At 67.2% G+C, this 21,223-nt stretch carries 23 protein-coding genes, 4 tRNA genes and 1 pseudogene; 12 read left to right on the top strand and 16 right to left on the bottom strand.

From position 1 onward, the window contains the following. The 7 genes from A5704_RS24425 to A5704_RS24395 form a co-directional block, all read right to left on the bottom strand. Window positions 1-301 (bottom strand): CoA transferase (locus A5704_RS24425; RefSeq protein ID WP_369828495.1); only part of this gene is annotated, 301 nt, incomplete at its 3' end. A gap of 47 nt (window positions 302-348) precedes the next feature. Then, complete coding sequence (locus A5704_RS24420) at window positions 349-1,305, bottom strand: LLM class F420-dependent oxidoreductase (protein ID WP_067759832.1); 957 nt, start codon at window positions 1,303-1,305, stop codon at window positions 349-351. Next, window positions 1,290-1,715, bottom strand: coding sequence for a cobalamin B12-binding domain-containing protein (locus tag A5704_RS24415; protein WP_067781397.1), 426 nt, complete (start codon window positions 1,713-1,715; stop codon window positions 1,290-1,292). Before A5704_RS24415 ends, A5704_RS24420 begins: the two co-directional genes overlap by 16 nt. Beyond that, on the bottom strand, window positions 1,715-3,292 hold the full coding sequence (locus A5704_RS24410) for a methylmalonyl-CoA mutase family protein (RefSeq protein WP_067751914.1): 1,578 nt from the start codon (window positions 3,290-3,292) through the stop codon (window positions 1,715-1,717). The genes A5704_RS24415 and A5704_RS24410 overlap by 1 nt, the downstream gene beginning before the upstream one ends. 73 nt (window positions 3,293-3,365) lie before the next feature. Continuing rightward, window positions 3,366-4,178, bottom strand: a complete 813-nt coding sequence (locus A5704_RS24405; RefSeq protein ID WP_067751911.1) for a class I SAM-dependent methyltransferase — start codon at window positions 4,176-4,178, stop codon at window positions 3,366-3,368. Between the two features lie 56 nt (window positions 4,179-4,234). Then, entirely contained in the window at window positions 4,235-4,927 is a 693-nt protein-coding gene (locus A5704_RS24400; protein ID WP_067751908.1) for a M15 family metallopeptidase, read from the bottom strand. A gap of 42 nt (window positions 4,928-4,969) precedes the next feature. Then, window positions 4,970-5,572 (bottom strand): TetR family transcriptional regulator, encoded by a 603-nt coding sequence (locus A5704_RS24395; protein ID WP_067751905.1) that lies wholly within the window; start codon window positions 5,570-5,572, stop codon window positions 4,970-4,972. Between the two features lie 58 nt (window positions 5,573-5,630). Here A5704_RS24395 and A5704_RS24390 point away from each other — a divergent pair, with 58 nt between their 5' ends. The 3 genes from A5704_RS24390 (at window position 5,631) to A5704_RS24385 (ending at window position 8,273) form a co-directional block, all read left to right on the top strand. Continuing rightward, window positions 5,631-7,340: a CocE/NonD family hydrolase gene (locus tag A5704_RS24390; protein WP_067751902.1), complete on the top strand. Its 1,710-nt coding sequence runs from the start codon at window positions 5,631-5,633 to the stop codon at window positions 7,338-7,340. Window positions 7,341-7,637: 297 nt separating this feature from the next. Next, window positions 7,638-7,847, top strand: a complete 210-nt coding sequence (locus tag A5704_RS28585; RefSeq protein ID WP_156670031.1) for a hypothetical protein — start codon at window positions 7,638-7,640, stop codon at window positions 7,845-7,847. Window positions 7,848-8,018: 171 nt separating this feature from the next. Then, on the top strand, window positions 8,019-8,273 hold the full coding sequence (locus A5704_RS24385) for a DUF2510 domain-containing protein (RefSeq protein ID WP_067751898.1): 255 nt from the start codon (window positions 8,019-8,021) through the stop codon (window positions 8,271-8,273). A gap of 79 nt (window positions 8,274-8,352) precedes the next feature. On the opposite strand, the gene A5704_RS24380 is transcribed toward A5704_RS24385, so the two are convergent. The 3 genes from A5704_RS24380 to A5704_RS24370 form a co-directional block, all read right to left on the bottom strand. Continuing rightward, window positions 8,353-8,426, bottom strand: a tRNA-Phe gene (locus A5704_RS24380). A 26-nt stretch (window positions 8,427-8,452) separates the two neighbouring features. Continuing rightward, window positions 8,453-8,529: transfer RNA gene (locus tag A5704_RS24375), tRNA-Asp, on the bottom strand. Between the two features lie 29 nt (window positions 8,530-8,558). Continuing rightward, window positions 8,559-8,631: transfer RNA gene (locus A5704_RS24370), tRNA-Glu, on the bottom strand. Window positions 8,632-8,755: 124 nt separating this feature from the next. On the opposite strand from A5704_RS24370, the gene A5704_RS24365 reads away from it, so the two are divergent. Next, window positions 8,756-8,828, top strand: a tRNA-Lys gene (locus A5704_RS24365). A 31-nt stretch (window positions 8,829-8,859) separates the two neighbouring features. Here A5704_RS24365 and A5704_RS24360 read toward each other — a convergent pair. Continuing rightward, entirely contained in the window at window positions 8,860-9,756 is an 897-nt protein-coding gene (locus tag A5704_RS24360) for a class I SAM-dependent methyltransferase (protein ID WP_067751894.1), read from the bottom strand. A gap of 85 nt (window positions 9,757-9,841) precedes the next feature. Here A5704_RS24360 and A5704_RS24355 point away from each other — a divergent pair, with 85 nt between their 5' ends. The 3 genes from A5704_RS24355 to A5704_RS24345 are packed head-to-tail and all read left to right on the top strand — an operon-like array spanning window position 9,842 to window position 11,016. Next, complete coding sequence (locus A5704_RS24355; RefSeq protein WP_067752146.1) at window positions 9,842-10,342, top strand: nucleoside deaminase; 501 nt, start codon at window positions 9,842-9,844, stop codon at window positions 10,340-10,342. A 43-nt stretch (window positions 10,343-10,385) separates the two neighbouring features. After that, window positions 10,386-10,793, top strand: a complete 408-nt coding sequence (locus A5704_RS24350; protein WP_082950072.1) for a metalloregulator ArsR/SmtB family transcription factor — start codon at window positions 10,386-10,388, stop codon at window positions 10,791-10,793. A gap of 19 nt (window positions 10,794-10,812) precedes the next feature. After that, complete coding sequence (locus tag A5704_RS24345; protein ID WP_067752150.1) at window positions 10,813-11,016, top strand: zinc transporter Slc39a7; 204 nt, start codon at window positions 10,813-10,815, stop codon at window positions 11,014-11,016. A gap of 15 nt (window positions 11,017-11,031) precedes the next feature. Here the strand turns inward: A5704_RS24345 and A5704_RS24340 are convergent, their stop codons facing one another. Then, window positions 11,032-12,060, bottom strand: a complete 1,029-nt coding sequence (locus tag A5704_RS24340; RefSeq protein ID WP_067752153.1) for an oxygenase MpaB family protein — start codon at window positions 12,058-12,060, stop codon at window positions 11,032-11,034. Between the two features lie 66 nt (window positions 12,061-12,126). Between A5704_RS24340 and A5704_RS24335 the strand changes: the two genes are divergently transcribed. The 5 genes from A5704_RS24335 to phoU all read left to right on the top strand — a co-directional run bounded on the left by A5704_RS24335 (window position 12,127) and on the right by phoU (window position 18,075). After that, window positions 12,127-12,732: a TetR/AcrR family transcriptional regulator gene (locus tag A5704_RS24335; protein ID WP_067752156.1), complete on the top strand. Its 606-nt coding sequence runs from the start codon at window positions 12,127-12,129 to the stop codon at window positions 12,730-12,732. 173 nt (window positions 12,733-12,905) lie between these two features. Beyond that, window positions 12,906-13,928 (top strand): acyl-ACP desaturase, encoded by a 1,023-nt coding sequence (locus A5704_RS24330; protein ID WP_067752159.1) that lies wholly within the window; start codon window positions 12,906-12,908, stop codon window positions 13,926-13,928. A gap of 7 nt (window positions 13,929-13,935) precedes the next feature. Continuing rightward, window positions 13,936-15,069, top strand: a complete 1,134-nt coding sequence (dusB, locus tag A5704_RS24325) for a tRNA dihydrouridine synthase DusB (protein WP_067891505.1) — start codon at window positions 13,936-13,938, stop codon at window positions 15,067-15,069. Window positions 15,070-15,289: 220 nt separating this feature from the next. Beyond that, a complete protein-coding gene (locus tag A5704_RS24320; protein WP_067891502.1) occupies window positions 15,290-17,350 on the top strand; it encodes an LCP family protein in 2,061 nt (686 codons plus the stop codon). Between the two features lie 56 nt (window positions 17,351-17,406). Beyond that, window positions 17,407-18,075, top strand: coding sequence for a phosphate signaling complex protein PhoU (gene phoU, locus A5704_RS24315; protein ID WP_067752168.1), 669 nt, complete (start codon window positions 17,407-17,409; stop codon window positions 18,073-18,075). Between the two features lie 9 nt (window positions 18,076-18,084). Here phoU and pstB read toward each other — a convergent pair whose 3' ends face one another. From pstB to A5704_RS24295, 4 genes and pseudogenes are all read right to left on the bottom strand, one after another. Then, window positions 18,085-18,861 carry a phosphate ABC transporter ATP-binding protein PstB gene (gene pstB / locus A5704_RS24310; RefSeq protein WP_067752171.1) on the bottom strand — a complete coding sequence of 259 codons (777 nt, stop codon included), beginning with the start codon at window positions 18,859-18,861 and terminating at the stop codon, window positions 18,085-18,087. A gap of 13 nt (window positions 18,862-18,874) precedes the next feature. Next, window positions 18,875-19,789, bottom strand: a complete 915-nt coding sequence (pstA, locus tag A5704_RS24305; protein WP_067891508.1) for a phosphate ABC transporter permease PstA — start codon at window positions 19,787-19,789, stop codon at window positions 18,875-18,877. Further along, the gene (gene pstC / locus A5704_RS24300; RefSeq protein ID WP_369807406.1) at window positions 19,786-20,817 is read right to left on the bottom strand and encodes a phosphate ABC transporter permease subunit PstC; all 1,032 of its coding nucleotides are present in this window, start codon (window positions 20,815-20,817) and stop codon (window positions 19,786-19,788) included. Before pstC ends, pstA begins: the two co-directional genes overlap by 4 nt. 48 nt (window positions 20,818-20,865) lie before the next feature. Next, window positions 20,866-21,223 (bottom strand): annotated as a pseudogene (locus A5704_RS24295) (substrate-binding domain-containing protein); the annotation flags it as partial.

The raw sequence follows: 21,223 nt of genomic DNA, 5'->3' as shown, positions 1-21,223 counted from the left end.
TCGCGACGCACACGATCCGCTCGTTGTGCCGCCGCAATCTCTCATAAGTCAATCCCAGCCGGCGGATCGCCGACGGCTTCAAGTTCACCAGCAGCGCATGGGATTCGGCCACCAGCTCGCCCAGCCGTTGCTGTCCGGGGTCGGAGTTCAGGTCAAGGCAGATGCTCGACTTGTTGCGGTTGAGGCTGGCGAAGTAGCTGGGCCCGACGCCGCGGGAGATCTCGCCGCCGCGCGGCTCGATCTTGGTGACCTCGGCGCCCAGATCGGCCAGCAGCATGGTGGCGTACGGTCCCGCCAGCATGGTGCCGACCTCGAGGATGCGTATCCCCGCGAGCGGCCCGGTAGGCGTCACCGCAATTCCGTTGCGAGCGTGGCGATCATCTCGCGCGTGCGGCGTTTGGAGGCGATCAGCTCGTCGCGGTTGTCACCGATCGGCAGCAGCCGCACGGACAGGTCCGTGACACCGGCGTCGGCAAAGCGGCGCATCCGGGTCAGGATCGCCTGCTCGTCACCGGCCGCACAGAGGTCACCGACATCACGGGCGTCGCCGCGTTCCAGCAGGCGCTGATAGTTGGGCGACACCTCGGCCTCACCCAGGATCCGATTGGCCCGCTCCTTGGCCTCCTCGACTCGTGCCGGCTCACAGAGGCATACCGGGATGCCGGCGACGATCCGCGGCGCGGGCCGCCCGGCGTCCGCGGCGGCCTTGGTGATCTTCGGCGCGATGTGGTCGCCGATCGCGCGCTCGTCGGCCATCCACAACACGGTGCCGTCGGCGAGTTCGCCGGCGATCTGCAACATCACCGGCCCCAGAGCTGCGACCAAAACCGGCATCGGGGCGTCGGCCCCGATCGCCAGCGGATTGTGCACCGTGAACGAATCGTTCTCGACGTCGACCGGTCCCGGCCCGGCGATGGCGGCGCCCAGCACCTGCAGGTAGTCGCGGGTGTAGGCGGCCGGCTTCTCGTAGGGCAAGCCGAGCATGTCCCGGATGATCCAGTGGTGCGACGGTCCGACGCCCAGCGCCAACCGCCCGCCAGTCACGGCATGAGTCGAAAGCGCTTGGCGGGCAAGGGCGATCGGATGCTGGGCTTGCAGCGGCACCACCGCCGTGCCGAGCTCGATGCGCGAGCTGTGCGCGGCCATCAGCGATACCATGGTCAGGCAGTCGAAATCGTCGGGAACCTGCGGCATCCACGCGGTGTCCAGACCCGCGGATTCGGCCCACTCGATGTCGGAGGCCAGCTTGTGCACCTTGCGGGCCATGTCGCCACGCTCGGCGCCGATCATCACTCCGACGCGCACTGTTCCTCCGCAACGGGCTCGGGGGTTCCGGTCAGCGCGCGTATCTCGCGCACGAGCACATCGAGCGATGTGCCGGTGGGGAAAACGGCGGCGGCACCGGCGGCGAGCAGCTTGGGCACGTCGGCATGCGGGATGGTTCCGCCGACCACGACGGCGATGTCGGAAGCGTCGGCGGCCCGCAGGGCCTCGATGGTGCGGGCGGTGAGTGCGAGGTGAGCACCGGACAGAATGCTCAAGCCCACGACCGCCACGTCTTCCTGGACGGCGATCGAGGCGATGTCCTCGATGCGCTGCCGGATGCCGGTGTAGATCACCTCGAAGCCGGCGTCGCGCAGGGTGCGGGCGACGATCTTGGCGCCCCGGTCGTGTCCGTCCAGACCCGGTTTGGCGACGAGGATCCGGGGCGCCATTAGAACACCACCGGTTGCTGGAACTCGCCCCATACCGCCTTGAGCGCGGAGACCATTTCACCGACCGTGCAGTATGCGTTGGCGCACTCGATGAGGTTGTGCATCAGATTGTCGTCCCCTTCGGCGGCGCGCGATAGTGCTGCGAGACTGGATTTGACTGCGGCCGAATCCCTTTCGGCCTTCACTTTAGCGAGCCGCTTGAGCTGGAGATCGCGCCCTTCGGCGTCGAGCTCATAGGTGACGACATCGTGTTCGGGCTCTTCGGTCACGAACCGGTTCACGCCGACGACCGGGCGAGCGCCGGATTCGATGTCCTGGTGGACCTTGAATGCCTCGTCGGCGATCAGACCCTGTAGATAGCCGTCTTCGATGGCATGGACCATGCCGCCGTGCCGCTCGAGGTCGTCCATGATCTCGACGATGCGCGCCTCGGTGGCGTCGGTCAGCGCCTCCACGAAGTAGGAGCCGCCCAACGGGTCGGCGACGCTGGCCACGCCGGTTTCGTGCGCGAGGATCTGCTGGGTGCGCAGCGCCAGCGTGGTGGTTTCCTCGGTGGGCAGGGCGAACGGCTCGTCCCAGGCCGCGGTGAACATCGACTGGACACCGCCCAGCACGGCGGCCATCGCCTCGTAGGCCACCCGGACGATGTTGTTGTGGGCCTGTGGTGCGTACAGCGAGGCGCCACCACAGACGCAGCCGAAGCGGAACATCGCCGCCTTGTCAGCCGTCGCCCCGTACCGCTCCTTGACTATGGTGGCCCAACGTCGGCGCCCCGCACGGTATTTGGCGATCTCCTCGAAGAAATCGCCGTGGGTGTAGAAGAAGAACGAGATCTGCGGCGCGAACTGATCGATCGTCATGCGGCCGCGCTCGACCACGGTGTCGCAGTAGGTCACCCCGTCGGCCAGGGTGAACGCCATCTCTTGCACCGCGTTCGCCCCCGCGTCGCGGAAGTGCGCCCCGGCCACCGAAATCGCGTTGAACCTCGGCACCTCGGCCGCGCAGAACTCGATCGTGTCGGCGATCAGCCGCAGGGACGGCTCCGGCGGCCAGATCCAGGTCCCGCGCGAGGCGTACTCCTTGAGGATGTCGTTCTGGATGGTTCCGGTGAGCTTCGCGCGCGGTATCCCTTTCTTCTCGGCGGCGGCGACGTAGAACGCCAGCAGGATCGCCGCCGTTCCGTTGATCGTCATGCTGGTGCTGAGCTTGTCCAGCGGGATGCCGTCGAACAGGACCTCGAAATCGGCCAGCGTGTCGACCGCGACGCCCACCCGGCCGACCTCCTCGCCGAACTCCGGGTCGTCGGAGTCGTAGCCACACTGGGTAGGCAGGTCGAGCGCCACCGACAACCCGGTCCCGCCTTGTTCCAGGAGGTAGCGGTACCGGCGATTAGATTCCTCGGCGGTGCCGAACCCGGAGTACTGGCGGAAGGTCCACAGCTTGCCCCGGTAGCCGGACGCGAAGTTGCCCCGGGTGAAGGGAAACTCCCCCGGTTGCGGAGGCTCCGCGCCGACGTCCGCCGGCCCATAGACCGGCTGCAGCGGGATACCCGACGGAGTGTGGGCCATATTATCCATCGGTGAATAACGTACTTGCAAAAAAAGAGAATGCCAATACCACGCGCTTGACCTGGTCAAACCTGTGTGCGCACTACACCCGGCAGAGGATCTCGCCGTGGGGAATGGCGATCCAGCCGTCGGGGGCGGCCGCCCAGTCGCGCCACGCGGCGGAGATCTCCTCCAGCTGCGCACTGGTGGCCAGACCCAACTCCAACAGGTCGCTCGCGATCCGCGAGTGCAGGATCCGGTCGGCCCACATCCCGCCCCACCATTCGCGCGTCGCGGGCGTCGCGTAGCACCACAGGCTGCTCGTCGGGGTGACGTCGGCGAAGCCCGCCTGCCGCGCCCACGACAGCAGCCGTCGCCCGGCATCGGGTTCGCCGCGGTTGGCCCGCGCGGCCCGCTCGTAAAGGTCGCGCCACAGGTCGAGCGCCGGCAGTTGCGGGAACCAGATGAATCCCGCGTAGTCGGCGTCGCGGGCCGCCACCAGGCCGCCGGGCGCGCACACTCTCCTCATCTCCCGCAGCGCCCCCACCGGGTCGGCGACGTGCTGGAGCACCTGGTGCGCGTGCACCACGTCGAAGGCGTCGTCGGCGAAGTCGAGCCGGTGCACGTCGGCGGTGGCGAAGGAAACATTCGACAGGCCGCGTCGCTCGACCTCGGCGCGGGCCACATCGAGCACGTCGGTCGACTGGTCGACCGCCGTCACCGGACCCGGCGCCACCCGGGCCGCGAGATCGGCGGTGATGGTTCCGGGCCCGCACCCGACATCCAGGACCGACAGCCCCGAGTTCAGGTGCGGCAGCAGATAGGCCGCGGAGTCCTCCGCGGTGCGCCGCTGGTGACTCCGCAGCACCGACTCGTGGTGCCCGTGCGTGTAGGTGGCCCCGTCTTCGCAGTTCATGCCCGAAGCCTACGGGCGTGACTCATATATTGAAATATTCGTCTCGAAATATGAGATCAGTCCACGGGCACATTCAGGATCGGCCGGTCGACCGCGGCGCCCGGGCCGTCGAAGTGCCACCACTCCCCGGAGTAGGGCGCCAACCCCCCGTACTTCATCGCGTCGCGCAGCGCCGCGCGGTTCGCCTGGGCGTCGGCGCTCACCCCCTGGGTGGCGAAAGCGTTTGCGCGCGAGGAGAAGTCGTCGAAATCGGTGCCCATGTCGGCCAGGCAAAGCCCCTGCGCGTGTAGCCCGGATGCGCACGGCTGCTCTGCCGTCGTGAACGTCACATCGACCGAGCGCCCCGACTCGTGGCTGTGCGCATACTGGCCGGGGCGCGCGACCCACGCGGGGTTGGGGACGACGTTGAACATCTTGACCTGCACGTCGTGGGGCCGATAGCAATCCCAGAACACGAGGAGATGTCCCTGCGGCCGGAGCGCCGTCGCGGCCGTCGCCAGTCCGGACGCCATCGACTGGTGCACCAGGCATCGGGCGTCGGACGGGTACAGCTGCGTGTGCGTGAAGTTGTTGGTGGTCGCGTAGCGCAGGTCGATGATGGCGTCGGGGACCACGCTGCGGACGTCGACGAATCCGGCCGCGCGGGCCGCGTCGCTCACCGGCGGGACGTCGGGACTGGCGTGCGCGGTCGCGACACGGACCAGACCCGCCGCGACCGCGAGTGCAAGGTTCGGGCGCAAAAGACGCATCCGGTCATTGTCGCCGTTGGTCGCCGTGAGTTGCGTTAGCGCCTATGCGATGTCGCCCTCGACGTAGCGCTGCAGGTTCGGCGCGACCGCGGCCACCACCTGGTCCTCGGACATCGACGCGATCGGCTCGATCTTCCAGACGAAGCGCAACAACGCGAAGCCGATCAGCTGGGTGGCGATCAGCCCGCTGCGCCGCAGTCGGTCGCCCTCGTCGTCTCCAAGGGTGGAACCGCCGATCAGGCCCCGCTCAACGATCAGCCGCAGCTTCTCCCGGGTCTTGTCCTCGTGGGCGGCCGTCAGCACCACGGCGCGCAGGACGGGACCGACCTCCTCGTCGGTCCAGGTGTCCAAGACGGTGCGGATCAACTGCCGGCCCAGGTCCGCCTTGGGCGTCGCCCACGTAGCGGACACCGCGTCGAGCCACTTCTGCGGCGGCGTGGTGGCGGCGTCGAGCAGGCCCTCCTTGGAGCCGAAGTAGTGGTAGATCAGAGCCGGATCGACGTCGGCGGTGCGAGCGACGGCGCGGATGGCCGTGCCGGCCCAGCCATGTTCGGCGAACTCGTCGCGAGCGGCGGCCAGAATGCGCGCCGCCAGCACGCCGCGCTCGTCGCGCGGACCGGGGGTCGTCGATCGCGTCGGCACCATGCCACCATAGCCGAAGTTTCATCTTGCGTTGAAACTAATTTCAACATAGCGTGAAACTGTGATCACGCTCAACGGCCCGCAGACCACCGGCCGCGAATACCGAAACCTCAGCGAGCCGCGGTACGCGTCGCGCACCGACATCAATACCGCGATCACGGTCCGTGACGGCACAACGCTTCTGGCCGACGTGCACCGGCCCGATGCCGACGGCCGCTTCCCGGCACTGCTGGCGGCGTCGCCGTACCCGCGGCAGATGCAGGACCTCGGCGCCCCGGCGGGGTTCGTCGAGGCCGGCAGGACGGACTTCTGGGTGCCGCGCGGTTACGCGCACGTCATCGCCAACCTCCGCGGCACCTGCGGCTCCGAGGGCTCTTTCAACTTCTTCGACGCGCAGGAACGCCGGGATGTGTACGACCTCGTCGAGTGGACCGCGGCGCAGCCGTGGTGCGACGGCAACGTCGGCATGATCGGCATCAGCTACTTCGCGATGACCCAACTCGAGGCGGCCGTCGAGCGTCCGCCGCACCTCAAAGCGATCTTCCCCCTGGCCGTGACCGCCGACCTGTACGAGGGCGCCAACCACCACGGGCTGGTGAGTTCGTCGTTCATCACACCGTTTCTCGCCATGATGGGCCTCACCTCCGACCGCAGCGACAAACTGTGGCGCAGCAAGCCGGTGGGACTGGCGCGGCGCGCGCTGAACAGCCCTGGCATCCATAAGAAATTCGAGACCAAGAACGGCGAGGCGGCGGTCACGATGCTGCGCCAGCTGCTCAGGCTGCCACACAATCCCCACCCGTGGGACGAGTTGTGGCAGGAGGCGGTGGTCAAACACCCGACGCGTGACGATTGGTGGGAAGAACGAAACCTGTTGCCACTGCTCAAGGAGATCGACATCCCGGTCTACCTGGGCTGCGATTGGCAGAACGTGCCGTTACACCTGCCGTCGACCTTCGCCGCATGGAAAGGATTGTCGGACAACGCCTGCGTGCGGATGGGCATGCTCGGTGAGTTCGGTCTGACCTGGCCCTGGGAAAGCATGCACACCGAGGCCCTGGCCTGGTACGACCAATGGTTGAAGGGCCGCGACACCGGAATCACCGATGGGCCACCCATTCGATACTTCCTGCCCGGCGCCGACGAGTGGCGAACCGCCGACTCCTGGCCACCGGCCCCCGCCCCGCATCGTGAACTGGCCCTGCGGGCGGACGGTGGTTTGGCCGCCGACGAAGGTGAGCCGGGCAGCCGCGAATTCATGGTTCTGGGCGCGGGTTTGGGCCGCATCAAACCCAGCGAGATCGATCCGCCTTCGGTGCTGACCTGGACCGGCGCGCCGTTGACCGAGGACGTCGACGTGGTGGGCGACATCGAACTGCGGCTGGTCGCCTCGGCGACGGCGATCGACACCGCGTGGATCGCGACGCTGCACGACGTGGCACCCGACGGGGCAACGACCGACGTGACCGCGGGCTGGCTGCGCGCCAGCCTGCGCGAGGTCGACGAGGCGGCCAGTCGCCCCGGCGCGCCGGCGCTGCCCTGCCGCAACCCCCGAGCGGTGCCGCTGGGCGAGGACGTCGAGTACCGAATCCCATTGGTGCCCAACGCCCGACGCTTCAAGGCCGGCCACCGCATCCGTCTCACGCTCACCAGTGACGACCAGGACCCGTCGACGCCGGCCATCATGAACTTCCGCCATGCCAGCGTCGGCACGTCCAGCTGGAACACGGTGCGCTCGTCGTCGCGGTTACTGCTGCCGGTGCTCGGGTAGCGCCGGTGACGGCCGGTCAATCCGCCGGGGTGAATTCGACAGGCAACTCGGTAAGCCGGCGCGGAGGCCGATGCCACGGACGAAGGCGACGTGCCCGCGGACGTTCTTGCGGTCCGGCCGAACTGATGCGGATTCTCGAACCCTCGCCGGTCGCGGTTGGCCGCCGCAAGCACCCCATGGGCACCGTGCCGGTCAGATGGGTCACGAACCATTGCCGGCGTGTCAGGAATATTGCCCATGAATCTGGGTAACTGAAAGGAACCCGGGGGGCGACGATTTCTCCGACAGGAGGACGCAATGCCCAGCGACATCACCATTCGCGACATCGACACGATCGACGCGGAGCTGCAATCAGTTGCCGCTCTTCGCTATGCAGCTCGCCGACTGGGCCGCCCGTTGCCATCGATCGACGCGGCGGATGCTCTGCTGGATGAACGCCTAGAGCGCACCGGCGGCGCTTCGCGGCTTGGAGATTACGGCTTTAATTCCCGGCGTAAATCGGCATAGCTCGCCCCCCGGCTCGGCCGGCCAGCCGGCCCGGCTGGCCGCGGTCACCTCGGTGGGCGACTCGGAGTGCCGAGCGACCACTGTCGAGCGCATGCGCGGCGAGTTTCGGTGGCAAAGGGTGAGGGTATTAGAGGATGCACTGGAACCGCCGCAACAAGAGGGTGCAGGCTCATGATCGCTGGCGCTGTGAATTCCCTTGTCTGGATATTGGTGCTCATCGCGATTGTCGCGGTGATCATCGCGGTAGTCCGCGCAGTGTCGGCCCCGCGCGCGGAACGGCCGGTTGTCGAGCGGCCGGTGGTACAACAACAGCCCGTTGCGACCAGCGGTTTGGCACCTGGCTGGTACCCCGACCAGCAAGACATGCAAATGATGCGCTATTTCGACGGTCGAGTGTGGACGGCGCAGACTCAGCCTCGCGCTTGACCGCATCTCTCGGGATCGCCGATTGCGTCGAGACAGGCTGAGTTGCGGGCACTGACACCGCATTAAAACGCTTTGACGGTGGCCAGGGGCGGGATCGAACCGCCGACCTTCCGCTTTTCAGGCGGACGCTCGTACCGACTGAGCTACCTGGCCGGAAGGCATGAAGTGCCTCGCCGAGTTGGCGACCCTGACGGGACTCGAACCCGCGACCTCCGCCGTGACAGGGCGGCGCGCTAACCAACTGCGCCACAGGGCCTTGCTGCTGCTCCGCGTCACCGCGTCGCGTACCCCCAACGGGATTCGAACCCGTGCTACCGCCGTGAAAGGGCGGCGTCCTAGGCCACTAGACGATGGGGGCCAGAACCGAATCACTCCGGGGTACTCACAACGAGGTTTCGTTAGGAGCCACGTCAGCTTAGGTCACCGCGGGCCCAATCCTCAAACGAGCCCCGTTTGCGGCCCAAGTATCCTGAATCTCCGCGGCCCCTATAGCTCAGTTGGTAGAGCTACGGACTTTTAATCCGCAGGTCCCAGGTTCGAGCCCTGGTGGGGGCACCGGCGCGTGATGGTCTCGGCAGATCGGCGCTTACCCGAGCACCGCGCTGCTGTAGGTCACATCCGCGAAGGCAAGGGCGACCTCGTCGTCGGCGTAGGCGAAGCCGTTGGCCGCGTGCAGTTCCGCTACCGTCCGCGACGACGTCCGCCAGCCGCGCTGGCTGAGGTGGTCGACGATGTGGCTGCGCTCGCCGTGATAGACGAGGTCGTTGAAGTCGACCTCGAAGCCGAGCTCGCTCATCCGGTCGTGGTGGGCGCGCCAGCGCGGGTCGGTGAAAACGGCGGTGTCAGGCACGAAGTCGAAGGCCAGCCGGCTGCCGGGTGCGCTCAGGGCCGTGATGTTGTCGAAGAGCGCGTCCTGGGCCGACTCCGGCAGGTACACCAACAGTCCCTCGGCGCTCCACGCCGACGGAGCCTGTGGATCGAGTCCCGCCTGGCGCAGCGCGGTGGCCCAGTCGTCGCGCAGGTCGACTGCGACGGTGCGCCGCTCGGCGGTCGGCTCGGCGCCCAGCTCCTCGAGGGTTAAGGTCTTGAACTCGATCACCTCCGGCATGTCGACCTCGTAGACGACGGTGCCCGCCGGCCACGGCAGGCGGTAGGCGCGCGCATCGAGCCCCGACGCCAGGATCACCGCCTGACCGATGCCGCTCCGAGTCGACTCCAGGAAGAAGTCATCGTAAAACCTTGTGCGACAAGCCATGCTGCGCGCCATCCGCTGCGGATTGAACTCGGCGGCTCCACCGGCCGGGATTTCGCCGTTGACCATCCGGACGTAGACGTCGATCCCGACGGCGCGCACCAGCGGCGCCGCATAAGGGTCGTCGATCAACTCCGCGTCGGAGGACAGGGCCCGCTGCGCCGCGACCATGGTGGCCGTCGCGCCCACACTGGTTGCCAGGTCCCAACGATCACGATCGGTGCGCGCCATCGTGCTCCCTCTCGCCCCCGAATTAAATAGACAATCTAGTCAGTATCGCAGGGCGGTTTGGCCCCGCGGGACTACCCTGCGACCTGTGACCGACTTCGCCCAGCGGACGATCGACCTGGCCCGCCGAAACGTCGCGGAGGGCGGCCGCCCGTTCGCCACCGTGATCGTCCAGGACGGCGAGGTGCTCGCAGAGAGCGCCAACAAAGTGGCGCAGACGAACGACCCGACGGCCCACGCCGAGATCCTGGCCATCCGTGAAGCGTGCACAAAGCTGGGCACCGAGCACTTGGTCGACAGCACGATCTATGTCATGGCGCATCCGTGCCCGATGTGCCTGGGGTCGCTGTACTACTGCTCACCGAAGGAAGTCGTCTTTCTGATCACGCGCGAGGCATACGAGGACTATTACCTCGACGACCGCAAGTACTTCGAGGTGTCCACCTTCTACGACGAATTCGCCAAGAGCTGGGATCAGCGGCGCCTGCCGATGCGCTACCAACCCGACGCGGGCGCGGTGGACGTCTACCGGTTCTGGAACGAGCGCAACGGCGGCCAGCGGCGGTCCACGGTGGTCCCATCACCCTGAGCGGCGCGCGGGGCAGCGGCGGCACCCCGGGTATTATCTGCGTATGCATGCAGATAGTGGCGCAGGCCGCTTACCCGAGGATCAGACGAGCCTGGTGGTCGAGGTCTTCCGGATGCTGGCCGACACCACCCGGGTGCAAGCGCTGTGGGCCCTGACCGAGCGCGAGATGTCGGTCAACGAACTCGCCGAGCACGTGGGCAAGCCGGCGCCGTCGGTCTCCCAGCACCTGGCCAAGCTGCGGATGGCGCGGCTGGTCCGCACCCGCCGCGAGGGAACGACGATCTTCTACAGCCTGGAGAACGACCACGTCCGGCAGCTCGTCACCGACGCCGTCTTCAACGCCGAACACGCCGGCCCGGGCGTGCCCGGTCATCACCGCAGAGACGGCGGCCTGAAGGCCGTCGGCGAAGCAGCGCAACCGTCGAACCGGCGGCGCGGCGGCACCAAGTGATTGATCCAAGGAGGCACCGATGACCGACCAGCACACCCACGACCAGCCCCACGCGCACGAGCATGGGCATGGCGACCTGACCCACGCGCACGCGCACACCGCGCACGAGCATGACCACGTCGAGCACGAGCACCACCACAGCCACACCGACGGCACCGAGCACAGCCATCAGCATGTGCACCAGGCCGGCGTCGAGGACGTTCACGGTCACACCCACGCCTAACGCGGGCGCCGGCGCTCAGGAGACGGGGCAGTAATGCTTCGGGTCGCCCCGCTCGGCCACCGGCGGGAGGTTGCGTGCCGGCGTCTGCGGCAGCGGCGCGTCGGCCGGGATGCGCCCGGAAGCACGGTCGAGGCCGGCGCGGGCCCGCGGGTGCTTGCGGTACCGGCGCGGCACGAACGCGAAGACCAGGCGCACCAGGTTGCCGAAGCGCCGGTGCAGCCACTCGTCGCGGTCGGACCACTCAAAGCCCAACCGTTCGCGAACGGCCGGGTGATACAAGCCCACCGTGAGCCAGACGAAGAACGGCCGCGACAGCCTGGTCAGGCCGCCCCACAGCCAGTCCGGGAGCCAGGGAGCGATCGGCAGCTTGTCATAGATGGTCAGATCGAGCACGGCCCGCGTCGCGTAATTGTCCTCTAATACGTTGCGGCACATGTGGTCCCAGTATTCCTGAAACTCTTCCCAGGTCTTGGGCACCGGGCGCATGCTCATGCCGTACATCCGGTACCACTGAATGTGTTCGTCGAAGAGCTGCCGCTTGTCGGCCTCCGTCAGACCGCCGCCGAACCGCTCCGCCACCAGAATCGTGCCCATGAAGAACGTGGAGTGTGCCCAATAGAAGACGTCGGGATTCAGCGCGTGATACCGGCGGCCTTGGTCGTCCACGCCCTTGATGTCGGTGTGGTAGTCGCGGACCTCGGCGCCCGTCGTCGGAGCGCGGTCGCCGTCGAAGACCACCCCGCCGATCGGATACAGCGACCGCATCACCCGCGGCAGGGGTTCGCGGAAGAACGTCGAGTGCTGCTCCACCGCGGCGCCCAACTGCGGGTGCATGTTCTGCATGGATCCCGCGAACGGGCCCTGCAGCATGCCGCGCCAATCACCGAAATACCGCCACGTCAGCGAGTCGGGCCCCAGCGGGACCGGTGGCGCCTCGTAGCCCAGGGGCGACACCGGGCAGCCGGCGGCCACGGCGGGTCCGCCCGATTCGTCGCAGGCGACGTCGCTGGTCAGCGGCCGGGGTCCGGACGTATGTTGGGTCACTATTGGATTCCTGTGGGTATCTGCAAATCTGACTACACGTGTTGTCAGTTCTAGCTTAGGAGCGATGTGCAGTCCGGTCAACGACGGGGCCGGTGGACCGGCGTCCCCCTGGGGGATCGCCTCACCCTCCGTCGCGACAACCTCATCGCCGCCGGCGTGCAATTGCTCGGCAGCGGCAGCCGGCCCGCGCTGACCGTGCGCGCGGTGTGCCGCGAGGCCGCCCTGACGGAGCGGTATTTCTACGAAAGCTTCTCGGACCGCGACGAATTCGTCCGCGCGGTCTACGACGACGTGTGTACGCGCGCGATGAACACGCTCACTTCGGCGAACACCCCGCGGGAAGCCGTCGAAAAGTTCGTCGAGCTGATGGTCGACGACCCGGTTCGCGGCCGGGTGCTGTTGCTGGCGCCGGCGGTCGAACCGATCCTGACCCGGTCTGGCGCGGAGTGGATGCCCAACTTCATCGAACTGCTGCAGCGCAAGCTGTCGCGGATCGGTGACCCGGTGCTGGAGAAGATGATCGCCACCAGCCTGGTCGGCGGCCTTTCGAGCCTGTTCACCGCGTACCTGAACGGGCAGCTCGGTGCAACGCGAAAACAATTCATCGACTACTGCGTCAACATGCTGTACATCACGGCCGCCCCGTACGTGCCCGCCCCCGACTTGGGCTAGTGCGACTGCCGGTTTATCGACTCCACCCCGGCGGCAACCCTTACGACCTGAGCTGAACGCCCCGGATGTGGGATCTAACCGTTACGCGGCGCGCGGCCAGGCAGCTTGATGCTACTGAGGTACACAGATATATTGACTGCTACCCGTCGACACAGATAACTGGAGGGGCCCCCATGTCAGCAGAGCTGACAAACCTACAGCTGCTGCACGAGCTCGAACCGGTGGTCGAGAAATGCCTCAACCGGCACGAGAGCATGCACAAGAACTGGAACCCGCACGACTACATCCCGTGGTCCGACGGGAAGAACTTCTACGCGCTGGGCGGGCAGGACTGGCACCCCGAGGAAAGCCAGCTCTCCGACCTCGCCCAGGTGGCGATGGTGCAGAACCTCATGACGGAAGACAACCTGCCGTCATACCACCGCGAGATCGCGATGAACTTCGGCTTGGACGGCGCCTGGGGCCAGTGGGTCAACCGGTGGACCGCCGAAGAAAACCGGCACGGCATCGCGCTGCGCGACTACCTGGTCGTGACCCGCGCCGTGGACCCCGTCGAGCTGGAGAAACTCCGCATCGAGGTGGTGAACCGGGGCTTCAGCCCGGGCCAGAACCAGCAGGTGCGGGCCGACCTGTTCGCCGAGAGCCTGTTCGACTCGGTCATCTACGTGACCTTCCAGGAGCTGGCGACCCGGATTTCACACCGCAACACCGGCAAGGCCTGCAACGAGACCATCGCCGACCAGTTGCTGCAGAAGATCTCCGCCGACGAGAACCTGCACATGATCTTCTACCGCGACGTCAGCGAGGCCGGGTTCGAGATTGCGCCCAATCAGGCAATGAAAGAGCTGCACAAGGTGCTGCGCAACTTCCAGATGCCCGGCTACCAGGTCCCCGAGTTCCGGCGCAAGGCCGTCTTCATCGCCGTCGGCGGCGTCTACGACCCGCGCATCCACCTCGACGACGTCGTCATGCCCGTCCTGAAGAAATGGCGCATCTTCGAGCGCGAGGACTTCACCGGCGAGGCGGCGGCGATGCGCGACGACCTCGCCTTGCTGATCAAGGAACTCGAGCAGGCCTGCGACAAGTTCGAGATCTCGAAGCAGCGCCAGCTCGAGCGTGAAGCCCGCACCGGCAAGAAGACCACCGCGTTCGAGCTGCACCAGACCGCCGGCAAGCTGGCAATGAGCCGCCGGTAACCCAGCGTTGCGCATCGGTCCCATCACGCTCGCCAGCCCGGTGGTGCTGGCCCCGATGGCGGGCGTGACCAACGTCGCATTCCGAACGCTGTGTCGTGAGCTCGAGCGGTCGAAGGCCGGCACCGTCAGCGGGCTCTACGTCTGCGAGATGGTGACGGCGCGCGCCCTCGTCGAGCGCCACCCGGTCACCATGCACATGACCACGTTCGCTCCCGATGAGTCGCCACGCTCGTTGCAGCTCTACACGGTCGACCCGGCGACCACGTACGACGCCGCCCGAATGATCGTCGACGAGGGCCTGGCCGACCATATCGACATGAATTTCGGCTGTCCGGTGCCCAAGGTGACCAAACGCGGCGGCGGCGCCGCGCTGCCGTACAAGCGGCGGCTGTTCGGCCAGATCGTCGCGGCGGCCGTGCGTGCCGCCGAGGGTTCCGGGGTGCCGGTGACCGTCAAGTTCCGCGTCGGCATCGACGACGAGCATCGGACGCACCTCGATGCCGGCCGCATCGCCGAGACCGAGGGCGCCGCCGCGGTCGCGCTGCACGCCCGCACGGCGGCTCAGCGCTACTCCGGCAGCGCCGACTGGGAACAGATCGCGCTGCTCAAGCAGCACGTGACGACGATTCCGGTGTTGGGTAACGGCGACATCTACGACGCCAGCGACGCGCTGGCGATGATGGCCAAAACCGGCTGCGACGGCGTCGTCATCGGCCGCGGCTGCTTGGGCCGCCCCTGGCTTTTCGCCGAACTCTCGGCCGCGTTCACCGGGAGCCCGGCCCCCACCCCGCCCACGTTGGGTGAAGTCGCCGACATCGTCCGCCGGCACGGGCGGCTGCTGGCCGCGCACTTCGGCGAGGACAAGGGCATGCGCGACATCCGCAAGCACATCGGGTGGTACCTGCACGGCTTTCCGGCCGGCTCGGAGCTGCGCCGGGCGCTGGCGATGGTCAAGACGCTCGACGAACTCGATTCTCTGCTAAGCCAATTGGACGGCACGGTCCCCTTCCCGGACGCGGCGAGCGGCCCCCGGGGCCGGCAGGGGTCACCCGCCCGCGTGGCGCTGCCCGAAGGCTGGCTGACGGATCCCGACGACTGCACCGTGCCGGCCGGCGCCGACGTGATGCACTCCGGCGGCTGATCGACCGCTCGAAATCGCGTCCGGACCGATAACTCAGTACGATGTGGACCTTGCTGCATGGCGCGTTCTGGCGGATCGGTAACGCACCGCCGTCGGAGCGCGACAAAGGAGTGCCACCCACGGGTGGAACGAGCCGCAGCGCCGAGAATGCCGAGCGCTGGGACGGCATTGCGCACGGACACGCTGACATCCGCATCAGAGCTTCGGAGGCCGGTAGGACATGAGTGACGCCGAGGACGCCACTCGCGACGCTCGGCGGGCCGCGCTGGGCGCCGCCCCGTGGGAGCGGTTCTCCGAGCCCCCGTCCGACTACAGCCTGCACCTATGGCAGACCGGCGCCGCCGTCGAGACCGTCCAGCCGTCCGCAGCCGACGACGAAGGATCCGGGTCACACACCGGCGGCGGGCTCAGCGTCGCCGACCTGATCGCGAAGCTGGGCGCCCCGTCGACCGGCCGGTCCACGCACCGCCACGCCGAACCGGAGCCCGAACCCGAACTCGAACTCGAACCGGAGCCCGAACCCGGGCCCGCCGAGGCCGAATCGGACCTCCCGGTCGAGTTGCAGCAGACGCAGGTTATCGAGGACCTCGCCTACTCGCTCGACGTAATCTCGGAGCTTCCCGACCTCGAGGCTGGCGACGGCCGAAACGGCGACGGGCCGCCAGCCGAGGGAACTCCCGACGATCACGCGCGTAAACCGCGCCGCCGCCACCGCCCGATGCTGCTGGCCGCTCGCTCGGTGGCGGCGCTGTTTGCCGTGCTGGCCGTGGCGTTGACCGGCGGGGCGTGGCAGTGGAGCACGTCCAAGAACGCCCGGCTCAACACCGTCAGCGCGCTCGACCAGGGGTCGGATGACATTCGCGACCGCAACGGGCAATACGGCGACGAAGACTTCTTGATCGTCGGCATGGACTCGCGCGCCGGCGAGAACGCCAACATGGGCGCCGGTGACACCGAAGACGCCGGGGGCGCGCGATCGGACACGGTGATGCTGGTCAACATTCCGGCCAACCGCAAACGGGTGGTGGCGGTGTCGTTCCCCCGCGACCTGGCGATCACCCCGATGCAATGCGAGGCATGGAACCCAGACACGGGCAAGTACGGACCCCTTTACGACGCGAAGACCAAGACCTGGGGCCCGAAAATGGTTTACACGGAGACCAAACTGAACTCGGCATTCGCCTTCGGCGGCCCGAAATGTCTGGTCAAAGAGATCCAGAAATTGTCCGGGTTGAGCATCAACCGCTTCATCGCCGTGGACTTCGCCGGGTTCGCCAAGATGGTCGACGCCCTGGGCGGCGTGGAGGTGTGCTCGAAATCCGCGTTGCACGACTATGAGCTGGGCACGGTGCTCGATCACGGCGGCCGCCAAGTCCTCGACGGCCCGACCGCCCTGAATTACGTGCGGGCTCGCCAGGTCACCACCGAAACCAACGGGGACTACGGCCGGATCAAACGCCAGCAGCTGTTCCTGTCGTCGCTGCTGCGCTCGCTGATCTCCGAGGACACCCTGCTCGACCTCAACAAGCTCAACAACGTCGTCAACATGTTCATCAGCGACACCGTCGTCGACAACGTGCAGTCGAAGGACCTGATCCAGCTGGGGCAGTCGTTGCAGGGGATGGCGGCCGGGCACGTCACCTTCGTCACGGTGCCGACCGGTGTGACCGACCAGAACGGCGACGAACCGCCGCGCATGGGTGATATGCGGGCGCTGTTCGACGCCATCATCAACGACGATCCGCTGCCCGAGGAAAACGACCAGAACGCAAAGAATTTGGGGACATCCGACGACAAGTCCGGTCAGACGAAGGCGCCCGCCCCCAAGCAAACGCCGGCCCCCACCGCGGCCCCGGAGGCCCGGCACGAGCAGGTGACCACGACCACGCCGGGCGACGTCACGGTGCGGGTGTCCAACGCGACGACGCAGAGTGGCCTGGCCGCCACGGCCACCAGCCAGCTCAAGCGCAATGGCTTCAACGTGATGACGCCGGACGATTATCCGAGCTCGATCAACACGACGACGGTGTTGTTCTCGGCCGGCAACGAGCAGGCAGCGGCGACCGTCGCGTCGTCGTTCGCCAACGCGAGGGTTCAGCGCGTTTCCGGCTACGGGCAGGTCGTTCAGGTGGTGCTCGGACCCGACTTCAAGTCGGTCGCCACCCCGCAGCCGAGCGGATCATCGATCAGCCTGCAGATCGAACGCGGGTCCGGCAGCGCACCGGCCAAGCTCCCCGAGGACCTGACCGTCACCAACGCTGCCGACACCACCTGCGAGTAAGCGCTTTTGGGCGCTCCGCCGCCCGTTTTCGGCCCCGGGAACGTAGGCTTGGCGGTATGCGGACCGCCTACCACGAGCAGCTCTCGGAGTTATCCGAGCAGCTCGGCGAGATGTGCGGGCTGGCGGGTATCGCCATGGAGCGAGCCACCCAAGCCCTGTTGCAGGCCGACCTGGTGCTGGCCGAGCAAGTGATCTCCGACCACGAAAAGATCGCCACGCTGAGCGCCCGCGCCGAGGAGAGCGCCTTCGTGCTGCTGGCCTTGCAGGCACCGGTCGCCGGTGACCTGCGGTCCATCGTGAGCGCGATCCAGATGGTGGCCGACATCGACCGGATGGGCGCGCTGGCCCTGCACGTCGCAAAGATCGCCCGCCGCAGGCACCCCCAGCACGCGCTCCCCGAAGAGGTCAACGGCTACTTCGCCGAAATGGGCCGGGTCGCAGTCGAATTGGGCAACAGCGCGCAAGAGGTGGTGATGTCCCGCGATCCGGAGAAGGCCGCCCGGATTCGCGAAGAGGACGACGCGATGGACGATCTGCACCGCCACCTGTTCTCGGTGCTGATGGACCGCGAATGGAAGTACGGGGTGGCGGCCGCGGTCGATGTCACCCTGCTGGGCCGGTTCTACGAGCGCTTCGCCGACCACGCCGTCGAAGTGGCCAGGCGCGTCATCTTTCAGGCGACCGGAAAGCTCCCCGAAGAGGAGACGAAACCGGCCTCGCAATAGGCGGCCGGATCAGCCGAAGCGGCCGGAGATGTAATCCTCCGTCGCCTTCTGGCTGGGGTTGGAGAAGATCTTCTCGGTGTCGTCGACCTCGATCAACCGCCCCGGCTTGCCGACGGCCTCCAGGTTGAAGAACGCGGTGTAGTCGCTGACCCGCGCGGCCTGCTGCATGTTGTGGGTGACGATGACGATGGTGTAGTCCTGCTTGAGCTCGCTGATCAGTTCCTCGATGGCCATCGTCGAAATCGGGTCCAGCGCGGAGCACGGCTCGTCCATGAGCAGCACGTCTGGCTGCACGGCGATCGCCCGCGCGATACACAAGCGCTGTTGCTGCCCGCCGGACAACCCTCCGCCCGGCCTGTCCAACCGGTCCTTGACCTCATCCCACAGGTTCGCCCCGCGCAGCGAGTACTCGGCCGTCTCGTCGAGCACCTTGCGATTGCGCACGCCCTGCAGCTTCAAACCGGCCACCACGTTGTCACGAATCGACATGGCGGGGAACGGGTTCGGCCGCTGAAACACCATTCCGATCGCCCGGCGCACGCCGACCGGGTCGACTCCGGCGCCGTAGATGTCCTCGTCGTCGAGGAGCACGTTGCCCTCAACGCGCCCGCCGGGGACCACCTCATGCATCCGGTTGAGCGTGCGCAGCACCGTCGTCTTGCCGCAACCCGACGGGCCGATGAACGCCGTGACGCTGCGCGGCAGGATCGACAGCGTCACATCCGCGACCGCGTGAAACGAACCGTAGTAGATGTTGACGGCTTTGAGGTCCAACCGTTTGGCCACTGACTGCTCCTACCTATGACTTCTTGGTGCCGAGCAATTTCGTTATCACTCGGGCCCCGACATTGATTGTGGCGATCACCAGGATGAGGGTTAGGGCGGCACCCCACAACCGATCCGTGGGGACCGGGCTCACGCCCGCGCCGGCGCTGGTCTGGTTGTACATCATGCCGGGTAGCGTCCCCATGAAGCCACTGAAGATGTCGAAGTTCATAGACTGCGCGTAGCCGACCAAGATCAGCAACGGCGCCGTCTCGCCCATCACCCGGGCCGTCGCCAGCATGATGCCGGTGATGATGCCGGACAGCCCGGTGGGGATCACCACCCTCAGGATCGTCTTCCACTTCGGTACGCCGAGCGCATAGCTGGCCTCGCGCAGATCCACCGGGACGATTCGCAGCATCTCCTCGGTGGCTCGCACGATCACCGGGAGCATCAACAGGACCAGGGCCAACGACACCGCGAACTCGGAGCGGGGCATGCCCAGCGTGGCAACGAACAGGGCGTAGACGAACAAAGCCGCCACGATCGAGGGCACTCCGCTCAGGATGTCGACCATGAACGTGGCCAGCCTGCCCAGCGCGGTGCCGCCGCCGTATTCGGTCAGGTAGATCGCGAGCATGATGCCGACCGGGATGGAGATGACCGCACATACCAATCCCTGCAACAGCGTGCCCACGATCGCGTGGTAGGCGCCGCCGCCGGCCACGAAGGCGGTCATGCCCGCTTGCGAGTGCGTCCACCAAACGGTCGATGCAATCGCCCTGTACCCCTTGGCGACCACCGAGTACAGCACCAGCAGCAGGGGTGTCACCGCGATCACCATCGACAGCGAAACCAGTGCCAGCGCAACGTGATCCGCGGCCCGTCGGCGCCGGCTCGGCCGCGAGAACGTGCGCGGCTTCAGCGGGCGGTCCAGCATCGAGGTCATCGGGCGCCCCATCGGGTACCGGCCGCGGCGCCACGCGCCAGGGCGTCGACGAGGAACGTGAGCACGAAAAGCGCCAGTCCCGCGGCGATGTACGCGCCGGCCTTGTATTGGTCGTTGAATTGGGCGGCGGTGCCCGCAATCTTGGTCGCGACGGTAGAGCCCCCGTCGAACAGTGACCAGCCGAACATTGCCTGGGTGCCGCGCAGGATGATCAGCAGCGCGACCGTCTCCCCCAGGGCGCGGCCCAGCCCCAGCACCGCCGCGCTGATGTAGCCCGACCACCCGAACGGCAGCACGATCGTCTTCACCACTTCCCAGCGGGTGGCGCCGAGCGCCAGCATGGCCTCGATCTGCTCATGCGGTGTCTGGACGAACACCTCGCGGGTGACGGCGGTGATGATCGGCAGGATCATCACCGCCAGGACGATGCCGCCGGTGAAGATGGTGCCGCCACCGGCCACCGACGTGTTGCCGTCGGCGAACAAAAAGCACCAACCCAGCGATCGGTTGAGCCACGTGGCGACGGGTCGCAACTGCGGCGCCAGGACGTAGAGGCCCCACGCGCCGTAGATGATGGAGGGAACCCCGGCCAGCAGATCGACGGCATAGGCCAACGGGCTGGCCGTGCGCCGCGACGAGTACTGCGTGATGAAGATGGCGACGCCCAGCGCGACCGGCATGGCGAGCAGCAACGCGAACGCCGACACGAACACGGTGACCTTCAGCAGATCGGAGATGCCGAAGTGCATCGCCGAGGTGTCGGTGGTGACCCAGTTGCCGTCGTAGGTGAAGAAGTTCTCCCGGTTGCGCTTCAACGCCGGTATCGCGCGCAGCAGCAGGAATCCGCCGATCGCGCCGATCACCACCACGATCAGCAGGCCCGAACCGTTGGCGAGCCAGCGGAACACCCGATCCCCGACGTGTGGGCGGGTCTGTCCCCACGGGTTGATCGGAATCAGCGGCGCCTCGGGGAACGGCGCGGCCACGGTCGCGCCCGAGCCGGCGTCGGTGGGGTTTGGCGTGGTCACCGTGATCCCGGCACAGTTCTGTCGCTCCTTACGCCCGGGGCCACTCGGTCACTGCAGGGCGTTGATCGCGGCAACCAGCCGCTCTTTGACCTTATCGGGCAGCGGAACATAGCCGGCCGAGGGAAGGTCGGCCTGCCCGCTGCCGGCGGCCACCGTGAGGAACGACCTGATGGCCCCTGAGGTGTCCGCGTCGGAGCCCTTCGAGCAGACGATCTCGTACGTCGCCAGAACCAGCGGGTAGGACCGCGGGTCCTGGGAGCTGTACATCGCATTCAGGTCGAGCACCAGGTCGTTGCCGGCGCCGACGAAATTGGCCGCCCGCACGGCGTTCCCGGCGGTCTCGTTGGTGAGCGGGATGACGCCACCCTTGTTGGTGCCGATTTGGGCGTAGGGCAGGCCGGCCTGG

Origin of the sequence: Mycobacterium sp. E735 (genome assembly GCF_001666955.1) — a bacterium.
Lineage (GTDB): Bacteria > Actinomycetota > Actinomycetes > Mycobacteriales > Mycobacteriaceae > Mycobacterium.
The sequence above is the reverse complement of the archived record's forward strand: the minus strand, read 5'-3'. Positions and strand labels throughout refer to the sequence as shown.